This is a genomic window from Pseudomonas sp. SWRI111, from assembly GCF_014268555.1.
GTDB classification, from domain to species: Bacteria; Pseudomonadota; Gammaproteobacteria; order Pseudomonadales; family Pseudomonadaceae; genus Aquipseudomonas; species Aquipseudomonas hamedanensis.
In genome coordinates this window covers 150,774-163,268 of sequence record NZ_JABWQQ010000006.1, presented here as the reverse complement: position 1 = coordinate 163,268, position 12,495 = coordinate 150,774, and the positions used below count along the sequence as shown (strand labels likewise).

Annotated in this window: 12 protein-coding genes; 6 read left to right on the top strand and 6 right to left on the bottom strand. The window is 60.0% G+C overall.

The window, feature by feature from the left end; translation table 11 throughout:
- On the bottom strand, window positions 1-315 hold the full coding sequence (locus HU755_RS10195) for a type II toxin-antitoxin system RelE/ParE family toxin (protein WP_186632091.1): 315 nt from the start codon (window positions 313-315) through the stop codon (window positions 1-3).
- A gap of 422 nt (window positions 316-737) precedes the next feature.
- On the opposite strand from HU755_RS10195, the gene HU755_RS10190 reads away from it, so the two are divergent.
- The 3 genes from HU755_RS10190 (at window position 738) to HU755_RS10180 (ending at window position 4,584) form a co-directional block, all read left to right on the top strand.
- Window positions 738-2,672: an ATP-dependent DNA helicase RecQ gene (locus HU755_RS10190; protein ID WP_186632088.1), complete on the top strand. Its 1,935-nt coding sequence runs from the start codon at window positions 738-740 to the stop codon at window positions 2,670-2,672.
- Between the two features lie 123 nt (window positions 2,673-2,795).
- Window positions 2,796-4,022 (top strand): 3-hydroxyacyl-CoA dehydrogenase, encoded by a 1,227-nt coding sequence (locus tag HU755_RS10185; protein WP_186632085.1) that lies wholly within the window; start codon window positions 2,796-2,798, stop codon window positions 4,020-4,022.
- A gap of 130 nt (window positions 4,023-4,152) precedes the next feature.
- Window positions 4,153-4,584, top strand: a complete 432-nt coding sequence (locus tag HU755_RS10180; RefSeq protein ID WP_186632082.1) for a thioesterase family protein — start codon at window positions 4,153-4,155, stop codon at window positions 4,582-4,584.
- A 50-nt stretch (window positions 4,585-4,634) separates the two neighbouring features.
- Here the strand turns inward: HU755_RS10180 and HU755_RS10175 are convergent, their stop codons facing one another.
- The 4 genes from HU755_RS10175 to HU755_RS10160 form a co-directional block, all read right to left on the bottom strand.
- The gene (locus tag HU755_RS10175; protein WP_186548533.1) at window positions 4,635-5,120 is read right to left on the bottom strand and encodes a glycine zipper domain-containing protein; all 486 of its coding nucleotides are present in this window, start codon (window positions 5,118-5,120) and stop codon (window positions 4,635-4,637) included.
- 330 nt (window positions 5,121-5,450) lie between these two features.
- The gene (locus HU755_RS10170; RefSeq protein ID WP_186632079.1) at window positions 5,451-7,799 is read right to left on the bottom strand and encodes an FdhF/YdeP family oxidoreductase; all 2,349 of its coding nucleotides are present in this window, start codon (window positions 7,797-7,799) and stop codon (window positions 5,451-5,453) included.
- A complete protein-coding gene (gene fdhD / locus HU755_RS10165; protein ID WP_186632076.1) occupies window positions 7,796-8,632 on the bottom strand; it encodes a formate dehydrogenase accessory sulfurtransferase FdhD in 837 nt (278 codons plus the stop codon). Before fdhD ends, HU755_RS10170 begins: the two co-directional genes overlap by 4 nt.
- A 92-nt stretch (window positions 8,633-8,724) precedes the next feature.
- Window positions 8,725-9,612 (bottom strand): LysR family transcriptional regulator, encoded by an 888-nt coding sequence (locus HU755_RS10160; RefSeq protein ID WP_186632073.1) that lies wholly within the window; start codon window positions 9,610-9,612, stop codon window positions 8,725-8,727.
- 138 nt (window positions 9,613-9,750) lie between these two features.
- Here HU755_RS10160 and lysM point away from each other — a divergent pair, with 138 nt between their 5' ends.
- Window positions 9,751-10,200 (top strand): peptidoglycan-binding protein LysM, encoded by a 450-nt coding sequence (lysM, locus tag HU755_RS10155; RefSeq protein ID WP_186632070.1) that lies wholly within the window; start codon window positions 9,751-9,753, stop codon window positions 10,198-10,200.
- Between the two features lie 93 nt (window positions 10,201-10,293).
- Here the strand turns inward: lysM and yrfG are convergent, their stop codons facing one another.
- A complete protein-coding gene (gene yrfG / locus HU755_RS10150; RefSeq protein ID WP_186632067.1) occupies window positions 10,294-10,956 on the bottom strand; it encodes a GMP/IMP nucleotidase in 663 nt (220 codons plus the stop codon).
- A gap of 88 nt (window positions 10,957-11,044) precedes the next feature.
- On the opposite strand from yrfG, the gene nudE reads away from it, so the two are divergent.
- Together nudE and cysQ are read left to right on the top strand one after the other, a co-directional pair.
- Window positions 11,045-11,614: an ADP compounds hydrolase NudE gene (gene nudE, locus HU755_RS10145; protein WP_186548521.1), complete on the top strand. Its 570-nt coding sequence runs from the start codon at window positions 11,045-11,047 to the stop codon at window positions 11,612-11,614.
- A 7-nt stretch (window positions 11,615-11,621) separates the two neighbouring features.
- Window positions 11,622-12,449: a 3'(2'),5'-bisphosphate nucleotidase CysQ gene (gene cysQ, locus HU755_RS10140; RefSeq protein WP_186632266.1), complete on the top strand. Its 828-nt coding sequence runs from the start codon at window positions 11,622-11,624 to the stop codon at window positions 12,447-12,449.
- Window positions 12,450-12,495 lie beyond the last annotated feature (46 nt).

The window sequence follows — 12,495 nt, the reverse complement described above, 5'->3', positions numbered from 1 at the left end:
TTATCTCCAGTTTCCAATCATTGCCTTCAACACTTTTCGTTCGTCATGTGTAAGGTCGTGTTGCTCATTTTTTGGATAAATCATCAAGAGAGCGATCTGTGACGCAGAGATGAAATGGTAGTAGATCACCCGTGCGCCACCTCGCTTGCCGTGGCCTTTGGAGGCGACTCGTGCTTTGCGTATCCCTCCGGACCCTTCGATTACATCGCCGATAGACGGGTTTACAACCAACTGCTTCTGGAAGGCGGCATAAGTATCGTCGTCCAGAAGCTCTAGGACTCGGCGGGTGAAGGCTGAGGTCTCAATAAAAATCATCGTCAATGTACGCCAGTGACTTACTTGCAGGCAATGCTGAGTTCAATTTCAGGCACTGGGCGGCGCGTCCGTCGCTACGACTGTGGCAAGTTCCGGCAGGCCATCAGGAACCGGCATGCATCCGCCCAGCAGCAGGGACGCAATGAGGAGAATGAGGGGCAACTTCAGTGTGTTCGACATGACCATTCCTTTGTGTGATTGCACGCGCATCGGCCTTTACGTCGCGGTACGGGTGCTTGAGCGGGAACGTTAACGCGAGACTGAAAAACACCGCGATAAACAAAACCTGGCGTGTGTTTCAGGCCATGACCGGGTGTCTGGGCTGTATCATCCCGTATCGATTTGCCCCGCAACCTTTTCTCGACTCGCTGTGATCGCCCGCTAGGCTGTTGGCATGACAGCGGTCAAAGGAGTGACAGCGAATGCACAACACCCTGGAACAGGTTTTTGGTTATCCACAGTTTCGGCACGGCCAGGAAACGGCCATCACTGCAGTACTGGCCGGGCGTTCGGCGGCGGCGATTTTCCCCACCGGTTCCGGTAAGTCCCTTTGCTACCAGCTGCCCGCGCTTTTACTGCCACATCTGACGCTGGTGGTCTCGCCGCTGCTGGCCTTGATGCAGGATCAATTGGCCTTCCTCAAGCGCCACGGCATTTCGGCGGGCAGTATTGATTCGGCACAGAGCCGTGAGGATGCCAACGAGGTCATGGCTCGTGCGCGTTCGGGCGAGTTGAAGATTCTGATGATTTCCGTGGAGCGCCTGAAAAACGAGCGCTTCCGTAACTTTTTGCAGCAGGTGCCGATTTCGCTATTGGTCGTGGATGAGGCGCACTGCATCTCGGAGTGGGGTCATAACTTCCGTCCCGACTACCTCAAACTGCCGGACTACCAGCGCCAGTTCAACATTGCGCAGGCCTTGCTGCTCACCGCCACGGCCACGCCGAAAGTCATCGCCGACATGCAGAGCAAATTCGCCATCGCCCCTGAGGACGTGGTGACCACCGGTTTCTATCGGCCCAATCTGAATCTGCTGGTGGAGCCGGTACGTGGCCAGGACAAGCGCCGGCGGCTGGTCGAGTGGATGGCCGAGCGCCCCGGGCAACCGAGCATTGTCTACGTCACGTTGCAGAAAACCGCCGAACACATCGCCGAGCACCTGGAACGTAACGGCATCCAGGCCGAGGCTTATCACGCCGGTCTGCCCCACGATCGACGAGAAGGCATTCAGCAACGCTTCATGGCCGGACGCTCGAACTGCATCGTCGCCACCATTGCCTTCGGTATGGGCATCGACAAGAGCGACATCCGCAACGTCGTGCATTTCGATTTGCCCAAGTCCATCGAAAACTACAGTCAGGAGATCGGCCGCGCCGGGCGTGACGGGCAGCCTTCGGATTGCCTGGTGCTGGCCAACCGCGACAGCCTCAATGTGCTGGAAAACTTCGTTTACGGCGATACGCCCGAGCGCGACGGTATTCGTTATGTTCTCGACGAACTGAAAGCCTCGGTGCCGGAAGGACAATGGGAGTTTCTGCTCGGCCCGCTGGCGGATCAAAGCAATATTCGCGCGTTGCCGCTGAAGACCTTGCTGGTGCAACTGGAGCTGCGCGGTCTGATCGCTCCGCGTTACGCCTACTACGCCGAGTACCGCTTCAAATATTTGCTGGAACCTGACGCACTGCTCCAGCGCTTCGAAGGCGAGCGCAGGGATTTCGTCGCGGCGATCATCCAGACGTCACCGCGCGCACGAACCTGGGCCACGGTGAATTTCGAGGCCATGTACACGCAATATTCCGCCGAGCGCAATCGCGTGGTGACGGCGCTCGATTACTTTCACGAAAAAGGCTGGGTCGAGCTTGAAAGCAAGCAAATGACCGAGGTTTACAGCCTGCTGCACAGCGAGTTTGACAGCGATGCCCTGAGCGCTGAGCTGCACGAGTATTTCTCCCGGCACGAACAGACCGAAGTGGCGCGGATTCACGCCATGCTTGAGGTGTTCGCCACCGAACGCTGCCTGGGTTATCGCCTGGCCGAGTATTTCGGTGATCACCATGCCCCTGAGCGTTGCGGCCATTGTTCGGTGTGTCATGGCCAGGTCGCGCGATTGCCGGAGCCGCCAGCGCTGCCAGCGCTTGTGGATAAAAACTTTGCGGCGCTGTGTGGGGAATTTATCCACAAGCATGAACAGCACACGGGCAGCGTTCCGACGGCTGAACGCCTGACGCGGTTCCTGTGCGGTATCAGTGTGCCGGTGTTCACCAAGCTCAAGGCACGGGCGATCCCGGGGTATGCAGCGCTGGAGGAATATCCCTACGCGCAAGTGCGTCATTGGGCTGACGACCATTTGCTCGATTAACGAGGAGTTCGTGAGCGCTGCATCCATCCGCTGAATGTCGCTCATCACGCTAATAAACTTCAAAAACCGCGACGGGCTGACTATGGTTGGGATCTGTCTTCGGATCGCCAACAAGAGAACAACATGAGCCAGACATCCTTCGATATTCAGCAGGCTGCCGTGATCGGCGCGGGTACCATGGGCCGGGGCATTGTCATGTGCCTGGCCAATGCCGGCGTGGCTGTGCAATGGGTCGACAACAATCCACAGATGCTCGAGCAAGCGCTCGACAGCGTGGCCGAGACTTACGCCCACAACGTGCGGCAGGGGCGGATCGATCAGGCCGAGGCCGATGCGCGTATGGCTCGGGTCAGTGCAGCGGCGGATTACTCGGCAATCCGCAACGTCGACCTGGTGATCGAAGCGGTGTACGAAAACCTTGAGCTCAAGCAAAAGATCTTTCGTGAACTGGATGGCCTGCTCAAGCCCGAAGCGCTGCTGGCGAGCAACACCTCGGCGCTGGACATCGATGCTATCGCGGCGGCTACGCGGCGCCCGACACAGGTGTTGGGTCTGCACTTTTTCAGCCCGGCGCACATCATGAAACTGCTGGAAATCGTAAGAGGTGCGCAAACTTCACCGGCAGCGCTGGAAGCTGCATTGGCGTTAGGCAAGCGCATGGGCAAAGTCAGTGTCGTGTCGGGCAACTGCCACGGTTTTATTGGCAACCGCATGCTGCATCCGTATGTCCTCGAGGCACGCAAGATGCTGCTTGAAGGCGCTTATCCACATCAGGTTGACGCGGCGCTGCAGGGTTTCGGTTTTGCCATGGGCCCGTTTCGCATGTACGACGTGGTGGGCATCGATCTGGAATGGCGCGCTCGCGAGCTGGCCGGCAAAGGGCAGCAGGCGCCGGAAGTACAGGTCGATAATCGCTTGTGCGAAATGGGCCGTTTTGGTCAGAAGTCTGGCAATGGCTACTACCACTATGAGCCGGGCAGCCGGCAGGCCGAGCATGATCCTGAGGTGGATGCGCTGGTATTACGCGTCAGCGAAGAACTGGGTTTCCAGCGCCGCGAGATCGGGCCTGACGAGATTCTGGAGCGCTGCCTGCTGGCCCTGGTCAATGAAGGCGCGAAGATTCTTCAGGAAGGCATTGCCGGGTCGGCCCATGACATCGATCTGGTGTATCTGAACGGCTATGGGTTTCCCGCCGACAAGGGCGGGCCGATGGCCTGGGCGGACCGGCAAGGGCTGGCCGCTATTCATCAGCGCTTGCTGGCGCTGGAGACGCGGCAGGGCGATCAGTGGCAGCCGGCGCGGTTGATCGGCGATTTGGCAGCGCAGGGGAAAGGGTTTGCTGAGCGTTGACACTGCTCGTCCATGCTGACGTCTTCGCGAGCAGGTTGGCCTATTCCATTGTGGGAGCGAGCCTGCTCGCGAAAGCCATATCCGGGTTATGAATTAGACTCGCAGAAATACTCTTGGGAATTGCCGATCAATGTCCAACCCCACGCCTCAACGCACCGACTACCCACACTTCCAGCCCATCACCACACGCTGGCACGACAACGACGCTTACGGCCATGTGAATAACGTCACCTATTACAGTTTCTTCGACACGGCGGTAAACACCTACCTGATCCAGGTCGGCGGTCTGGATATCCATGACGGTGAGGTGGTGGGATTCGTGGTCAGCTCGGCCTGCGATTACTTCGCTTCGATCGCTTTCCCGGATCTGATCGAGGTCGGTTTGCGGGTAGGCAAGCTGGGCAACAGCTCGGTGCAGTACGAACTGGCGGTATTCAAGGTGGGCGAAAGCGAAGCGTGTGCGGCGGGGCGGTTCGTGCATGTGTTTGTGGATCGTGCGAGTAATCAGCCTGTGCCGATTCCTGCCGGGTTGCGCGGGGCGTTGGAACGTTTGGTTATCTAGCCAAAAAAAATCGCAGCCCTGGGGCTGCGATTTCTATTCAAGCGTTCGCCTTAATCGTGGCGATAGTGCTTGTGGTGCTTGCGATGGCCGTAAGCGTGGCCACGACCTGGATGGCCACGGTCGCGGTAGTAGCGACGATCGTCATAGCGGCGATCATAGTGACGATCATCGTCGTCGCTCTTGTTGCCCATGTAGTTACCCAGCGCGCCACCCGCGCCGCCGCCTGCGGCGGAGCCGATCAGGCTGCCGGTGGTGCCGCCCAGGCTGCGGCCAACCACGTTACCGCCCGCTGCACCCAGTGCACCGCCGATGGCGGCTTCGCCACGGCTGCGTTTGTCTGCGCCGACTGCGCTACCACCCGCGCCGCCCAGGGCTGCGCCGATAGTGGAACCTGTGTTGCCGCCTAACGACTGACCGACGACCGAGCCAAGAACCCCGCCCAATGCGCCGCCCACACCTGCTTCGGTGGTGCCTCCGGCAGAAGCTAAGCCACTGACCAGGCCAAGGGACAACAAGAGAATCGAGGAGAACTTCATAGAGGATGAGCCTCAAAGGGATGACGGCGCCGATCCTGAGGCTCTGCGATGGGCGTGACAATCAAAATCCGACGAATAACACGACTTGTATACAATATTGCAAGTTACTGTTTTTTCACCGGAACTTAACCGGTTTTCGCCGGTCTTTAGCTACTTCGGACAGGCCGTTTTTATGCAAAAACGGCCTTTTTTGTGGGCGGTCGAAAAGGGGCTGAGCTTAGAAATTTATCGCTTGAATCGACGCCTTCGCGAGCAAGCCCGCTCCCACATTTGAAATGCATTCCAGTGTGGGAGCGGGCTTGCTCGCGAAGGGGCCAGTTCAAGCGCCGGTTAAGCCGACTTGGCCATGATCAACCCCGTCTCACTCGCCGCTTCCAGCCGGATCGCGATGAACTTCGAAGTCGGCGTGTGGCTGCCATCGCCCGTGCTTTCCAGCGGCACCAGCGGATTGACTTCCGGATAGTACGCCGCCGCTTGTCCTGCGGGAATATCGAACGCCAACAATGTAAAACCTTTCACCCGGCGCTCACGTCCATCGTCCCACAGCGACACGATGTCGGCCTTCTGCCCGGGCCGGAAGCCCAAACGAATGATGTCGGCCTCGTTGACAAACAACACGTCACGCTGGCCCTTCACTCCGCGATAACGGTCGTCGAGGCCGTAAATCGTGGTGTTGTACTGGTCGTGTGAACGCATCGATTGCAGGATCAGATCCGGCAATTGCCCGGTGGCGCGGGTGCGTTCGTGGATCAGGTCTTTTGGCAGCTGATTGGCGCGGAAGTTGGCGCGGCCCGAGGGCGTGTTCCACTTGCGTGCACCGGCCGAGTTGCCCAGGTAGAAGCCGCCCGGGTTTTTGATCTTTTCGTTGAAGTCTTTGAAGTTCGGGATCGTGTCGGCGATCAGTTCGCGAATGCGCCCGTAATCGGCCACCAGCCAGTTCCAGTCTACCGGCTTGCTGCCCAGTGTCGCGGCGGCGATGCCGGCGATGATCGACGGCTCCGAGCGCATCTGGTTCGACAGCGGCTGCAACTGGCCATTGGAAGCGTGCACCATGCTGAACGAATCTTCGACGGTGACCGCTTGCGGGCCTTCGCTCTGGATGTCGATGTCGGTCCGTCCCAGGCACGGCAGGATCAGCGCATCTTTACCGTGAGCCAGGTGACTGCGGTTGAGTTTGGTGCTGATTTGCACGGTCAGGTCGCAATTGCTCAGTGCTGCGAAGGTGCGCGGACTGTCCGGCGTGGCCTGGGCAAAGTTGCCGCCCAGACCGATGAAGACTTTGGCGCGACCCTCGGCCATCGCATGGATCGCCTCGACCACGTTGTGACCGTTGTGGCGCGGCACCTTGAACTGAAAGCGCCGCTCCAGCGAGTCGAGGAATGCCACCGGCGGACGCTCGTTGATGCCCATGGTGCGGTCGCCCTGCACGTTGCTGTGGCCGCGCACCGGGCACAGACCGGCACCCGGCTTGCCGATGTTGCCGCGCAGCAGCATCAGGTTGGCGATTTCTTGAATGGTCGGCACCGAGTGGCGATGCTGGGTGATACCCATCGCCCAGCACATGATCACGTTCTTGCCTTTGGCGTACATGCGCGCGGCTTGCTCGATTTCGACCAGCGTCAGGCCGGACTGCTCAACGATCTGCTCCCACGGTGTGTCATCGACCACCCCGAGGTACTCCAGCACGTTGGTACTGTGGGCATTAAGAAAATCGTGATCGAACACCGCCGGCTCGCCGGCCTTCTGCGCCTCGCGTTCCCATTGCAGGAGGAACTTGGCCATGCCGCGCAATACCGCCATGTCGCCGCCGAGGGCCGGGCGGAAATACGCAGTGTTGGTTGGCTTGTCACCGTTGGTGAGCATTTCGATCGGGTGCTGCGGATGCTGGAAGCGCTCCAGGCCGCGCTCTTTCAGCGGATTGACACACACCACCTGAGCGCCACGCTTGACCGCTTCACGCAGAGGTTCAAGCATCCGCGGATGGTTGGTACCAGGGTTCTGGCCCCAGACGAAAATCGCATCGGCGTGTTCGAAATCATCGAAGGTCACCGTGCCTTTACCAACCCCGACGCTCTGCGCCAACGCCACGCCGCTGGCCTCGTGGCACATGTTCGAGCAATCCGGGAAGTTGTTGGTGCCGAAGGCGCGCACGAATAATTGGTAGAGATAAGCCGCTTCGTTGCTGGCGCGCCCTGAGGTGTAAAACTCGGCTTGGTCCGGACTCGACAGGCTCTGCAGATGCCTGCCGATCATGGCGAAGGCATCGTCCCAACTGATCGGTTTATAGCGATCGGTCTCGGCGTCATACACCATCGGCTCGGTCAGACGGCCCTGGTATTCAAGCCAGTAATCGCTCTGCTCCAGCAGCGACGTAACACTGTGCTTGGCGAAGAATTTGCCATCCACACGGCGCTTGGTCGCTTCCCAGTTCACCGCTTTGGCGCCGTTCTCGCAGAACTTGACCATGCCGCTTTCCGGCGAATCGCCCCAGGCGCAACCCGGGCAGTCGAAACCGCCGTTCTGGTTGGTCTTGAGCATCATGCGCAAGTTCTTCAGGGCATTGTCGCTGGTCAACCAGGCCTGAGCCACACTGATCAGGGCGCCCCAGCCGCCGGCGGCGCCTTTGTACGGCTTGTAACGCGGGACAGGTTTCTGGTCGGCTTGATGATGTTGGCTCACGCTTGATTCTCCATCGCGGGGCTGTACACCCGCGGCGCACTTTTCTGCGGCAGGTGGATGAGATTGAGGTTGTGGCGCCGGGCCCATTGCACGGCAAGGCCTGTGGGTGCGGACAGGCTGACCAACGTCTGGATGCCGGCACGCAACACTTTCTGAATCAGTTCGAGGCTGCAACGGCTGGTGACGATCGCCAGCCCGCCTGTTGTGCAAATCTTCTGGCGGATCAGCCCGCCGATCAGCTTGTCGAGGGCGTTATGCCGACCGATGTCTTCGCGGCCCAGCAGCAGTTCTCCGCTGGCGTTCATGAACACCGCCGCGTGTACTGCGCCGCAATGCTGGCCGAGCGGCTGGAAGGCGCCGATGCGTTGGCGCAGGCCATCCAGCCATTCGATCGGCGGCAACGCCGCGCCAGGCAACACCTTGAGATCAGGGAGGGCCTGTTCGACGGCTTCTACACCACACAGACCGCAACCGCTGGTGCCGGCCAACTGGCGACGCTGTTGCTTGAGGTTCCAGAAGGCGCGGTTGGCGATGGTCACTTGGGCGTATTGCGCCGAGCCGGCCGCGGTCAGTTGCAGGTCGTAGATATCGCTGGCGTGTTCAATGATGCCGCTGCCAAGACTGAATCCGACGATGAAATCTTCAAGGTCGGTCGGTGTCACCAGCATCACGGCCTGGCTGATGCCGTTGTAGGCAATCGCCAACGCGACTTCCTCGGCGAGCGCAGTGCTGGCCGATTCCTCGCGAGGCAAATCGCTGTAACTGTACGTCTGGCTGGCGGTCGCGGGCGTTTCGAGTGCAGGCGCCGCGCAGGCTGGGCGCTTGGCGTTCATGGCATCACCGACGGTTTGATCAACGTTAAGACTAGGCGCGGCAAGATGTCGCGTCTAATCGCTATTACCGATCTACCGATAGATGCCGTCGATCAAGCGTCTTCGGGCAATTTCTGGTACAGCGCGAAACAGGCTTCCGCCAGCGCCGAACGCGGCGCGCCGCGGCGCATGATCAGGCCCAGCGGGGCGAGGGTGCGGGCGTTTTCGATCGGGTGCAGACGCAAGTGATCGGCCAGGGTTTCCGCACCGCCATCCAGCGGCATGATCGCGCAGCAAAAACCGCCGTGTACCGCTTGCAGCAATTGATGGACGGCGTCGGTTTGCAGCAGCGGTTGCGGCGTCAGACCACGGCTGTGGAAGTTGTGGTCGATGGACTGGCGAAAGTGCATGCCGCTGGTGAGCATACACAGCGGCAATTCAATCAGCGCCTCCCAGCTCAGCGGCGCCTCGCCAAACGTGAAGGAGCGCTCATCGTAGAGCAAACCCATGCGGGTCTCGGCGAACGCCAGCGACTCGAATCGCTCATTGTCCAGACGCTCCAGATACGACACACCGATATCGATGCGGTTGTTCGCCAGATGTTCAAGCACCTGCTCGGAGCTCAGTGACGACAGCTCGAAGCGCAGCTCCGGGTGCGCGGCGTGCAAACGCTGCATCAGCGGCAACGGATCGAAACTCGACAGCGGCACCACGCCCAGACGCAGCGTACCGATCAGGTTACCGCGGCACGCCGCCGCCTCGGCCTGCAAGCCGTCGTACGCCGCCAGCACCGTGCGCGCCCAGGCCAATACGCGCTCGCCCGGTGCGGTAAAACCTTCGAAGCGCTGGCCACGGTTGACCAACGGCAGGTCCAGCTCCTCTTCGAGGCTGCGCAGGCGCATCGACAAGGTCGGCTGGGTGATGTGACAACGCGCGGCGGCCTGGCCGAAATGGCGGGTTTCGTCGAGGGCGATGAGGAATTTCAGCTGCTTGATGTCCATCTTCGCTCCGGGCGGTTGGCGGGGTGCGACGATTCTACCGCCTGCGGCGCGGCAGCGTCATTGGTCGGACTGGAACCGGGATTGTCCGGGGTGGTCTAGGCTTGGACGACTGACCTTTTATTCCATGGAGAGAACGCAATGAGCCTATTCAGCTTTTTGAAAGATGCCGGTGAAAAAATCCTCGATGCCCTGACGCCGGACAAGGCCGAAGCCAACAGTGCAGCATTGACCAAGCATGTGCAGGAAGCATTGACCGGTATCGACACATCGAAGATCCAGGTCAAGGTTGAAGGCGAGAAGGTCATCGCTACGGGTGAAGCGGCCAGCCAGGAAGAAAAAGAGAAGATCCTGTTGGCGTTGGGCAACGTGGCTGGTGTGAGTGGCGTGGACGATCAGATCACCGTGACCGGCGGAGTTGCCACTGCCGCGAAGTTTGTCACGGTCGAGAAGGGCGACACGCTGAGCGACATTTCCAAGCGTGTTTATAAAGATGCGAGCAAGTACAACAAAATTTTCGAGGCCAACAAGCCGTTGTTGAAGGATCCGAACAAGATTTACCCAGGGCAAGTGTTGCGTATCCCTGAATAACCTTCGAAACCGCTTTCGCGAGCAGGCTCGCTCCCACATTGAAATGCATTCCAAAGTGGGAGCGAGCCTGCTCGCGAAGGGCGCAACGCGGTTTCACAGTCCGACAATCAAATCGCGATAATCCTCAACCGCCGCAAATTCCGCCGTGTCCTTCGGCCCCTTGCGGCTGTCCGGCTCTTTCACCGCGAGCAAATGCGCCACGCCAAAATCCCTCGCGCTGCGCAGGATTGGCAAGGTGTCGTCGATAAACAGGCTGCGCGCCGGATCAAAACCGATGTCCGCCTGCAGGGCATCCCAGAACTGCGGATTTTCTTTCGGATAACCATAATCATGCGAGCTGATCAGCCGTTCGAAGTACGGCGCCAGTTCGATTCTTTCCAGCTTTAGCGACAGCGAATCGCGGTGCGCATTGGTGATCATGATCACCCGTTTGCCGGCACGCTTGATCGCGTCGAGAAAGGTGTCGGCATCCGGGCGCAGGGCAATCAAGTGCGCGGTCTCCTGTTTCAGCTCGCGCACCGACAGCTTCAGTTCCGCACTCCAGAAATCCAGGCAATACCACTGCAACTGGCCGGCGTGGCGCTCGAACAGCGGCTGCAACTCCATCTCGGCCATGGCCCGGCTGACGCCGTGCAGTTCGGCATAGCGCTGGGGCAGATGTTCCAGCCAGAAGTGGTTGTCGAAGTGCAGATCCAGCAACGTACCGTCCATGTCCAGCAGAACGGTATCGATGTCGGACCACGGTAATGAAGGCATGGCAACGTCTCGAACAGTAGAAAGATATCCGACGCAAACAATCGGGAAAGCCGCGTTATAGTAGCGCGTTCACGCCAAGGAGCTTTGCATGCGCCAGAAACCCACCGTACTTGCCCGCGAGATTGTCGCCACCAGCCGCCTGTTTTGTGTCGAAGAGCTGAAGTTGCGTTTTTCCAATGGCGTGGAGCGCACTTACGAGCGCCTGGTCGGCAAAAGTGCAGGTTATGGCGCGGTGATGATTGTGGCGATGCTCGACGCCGAACATGCGGTGTTGATCGAGGAATATTGCGGCGGCACGGACGAATACGAGCTGTCGCTGCCCAAGGGCCTGATCGAGCCGGGCGAAGACGTGCTGGCTGCGGCTGAGCGCGAACTCAAGGAAGAGGCCGGTTTTGGCGCGCGGCAATTGGAGCATCTGACCGAGCTGTCGCTGTCGCCCGGTTACATGAGCCAGAAGATCCAGGTGGTGCTGGCGACCGATCTCTACGAAGAGCGGCTGGAGGGCGACGAGCCGGAGCCGATGCGGGTCGACAAGGTCAATCTGCGCGAATTGTCGGCGCTGGCGCTTAACCCGCAATTTTCCGAAGGGCGCGCGCTGGCGGCGCTTTATTTGACCCGCGATCTGCTGAGCCAGCGCGGGGTGTTCAATTATGAGTGAGACGTCGATGAATTTCCCCCATCCCCTGATGGCACCCGTGGTGCAACTGGCCTTGCAGGCCGGCGAGGCGATTTTGCCGTTCTGGCGCGCCGGTGTTGAAGTGACGGCCAAGGCCGATGATTCGCCGGTGACGGCTGCCGACATGGCTGCGCATCACATCATCGTCGCCGGCCTGACAGCGCTGGATCCGAGTATTGCGGTGTTATCCGAAGAAGACGCCAATATCCCGCAAAGCGTCCGCGCCGGATGGCAGCGCTGGTGGCTGGTCGATCCGCTGGACGGCACCAAAGAATTCATCAGCGGCAGCGAAGAATTTACCGTCAACATCGCGCTGATCGAAAATGGCCGAGTGGTGTTTGGCGTGGTGACGATGCCGACCAGCGGTCGTTTTTACGTTGGCGGTGCCGGGCTCGGTGCCTGGCGCGGCGACAAGGGCGCCACGCCGGTCGCGATCCAGGTGCGCGATGTCCCGGGGCCGGGAGAAGCGTTCACAGTGGTCGCCAGCCGCCGGCATTCCAGTGCCGAGCAAGAGCGTCTGCTGGCGGGATTGAGCGCAAGTCTCGGTGAGCTGCAACTGGCGAATATCGGCAGCTCGTTGAAGTTTTGTCTGCTCGCCGAAGGTGCAGCCGATTGCTATCCGCGACTGGCGCCGACTTCGCAGTGGGACACGGCGGCGGCGCAGGGCGTGCTGGAAGGGGCGGGGGGCGAGGTGCTGGATCTGAACGGTGAAGCGTTTTGTTACCCGGCGCGTGAATCGTTGTTGAACGAGTTTTTTCTGGCATTGCCGGCGAAGGCTGCATGGCGTGCGCGGTTGTTGGAGCTGGCTCGCTCCTGAGATCAAAAGATCGTCCGAACGCGGCCCGAGCCTTCGGACGATCTTT

Coding starts and splice junctions, on each gene's coding strand:
- HU755_RS10195 (WP_186632091.1), bottom strand. CDS start 315: ATGATTTTTATTGAGACCTCAGCCTTCACCCGCCGAGTCCTAGAGCTT.
- HU755_RS10190 (WP_186632088.1), top strand. CDS start 738: ATGCACAACACCCTGGAACAGGTTTTTGGTTATCCACAGTTTCGGCAC.
- HU755_RS10185 (WP_186632085.1), top strand. CDS start 2,796: ATGAGCCAGACATCCTTCGATATTCAGCAGGCTGCCGTGATCGGCGCG.
- HU755_RS10180 (WP_186632082.1), top strand. CDS start 4,153: ATGTCCAACCCCACGCCTCAACGCACCGACTACCCACACTTCCAGCCC.
- HU755_RS10175 (WP_186548533.1), bottom strand. CDS start 5,120: ATGAAGTTCTCCTCGATTCTCTTGTTGTCCCTTGGCCTGGTCAGTGGC.
- fdhD (WP_186632076.1), bottom strand. CDS start 8,632: ATGAACGCCAAGCGCCCAGCCTGCGCGGCGCCTGCACTCGAAACGCCC.
- HU755_RS10160 (WP_186632073.1), bottom strand. CDS start 9,612: ATGGACATCAAGCAGCTGAAATTCCTCATCGCCCTCGACGAAACCCGC.
- lysM (WP_186632070.1), top strand. CDS start 9,751: ATGAGCCTATTCAGCTTTTTGAAAGATGCCGGTGAAAAAATCCTCGAT.
- yrfG (WP_186632067.1), bottom strand. CDS start 10,956: ATGCCTTCATTACCGTGGTCCGACATCGATACCGTTCTGCTGGACATG.
- nudE (WP_186548521.1), top strand. CDS start 11,045: ATGCGCCAGAAACCCACCGTACTTGCCCGCGAGATTGTCGCCACCAGC.
- cysQ (WP_186632266.1), top strand. CDS start 11,622: ATGAATTTCCCCCATCCCCTGATGGCACCCGTGGTGCAACTGGCCTTG.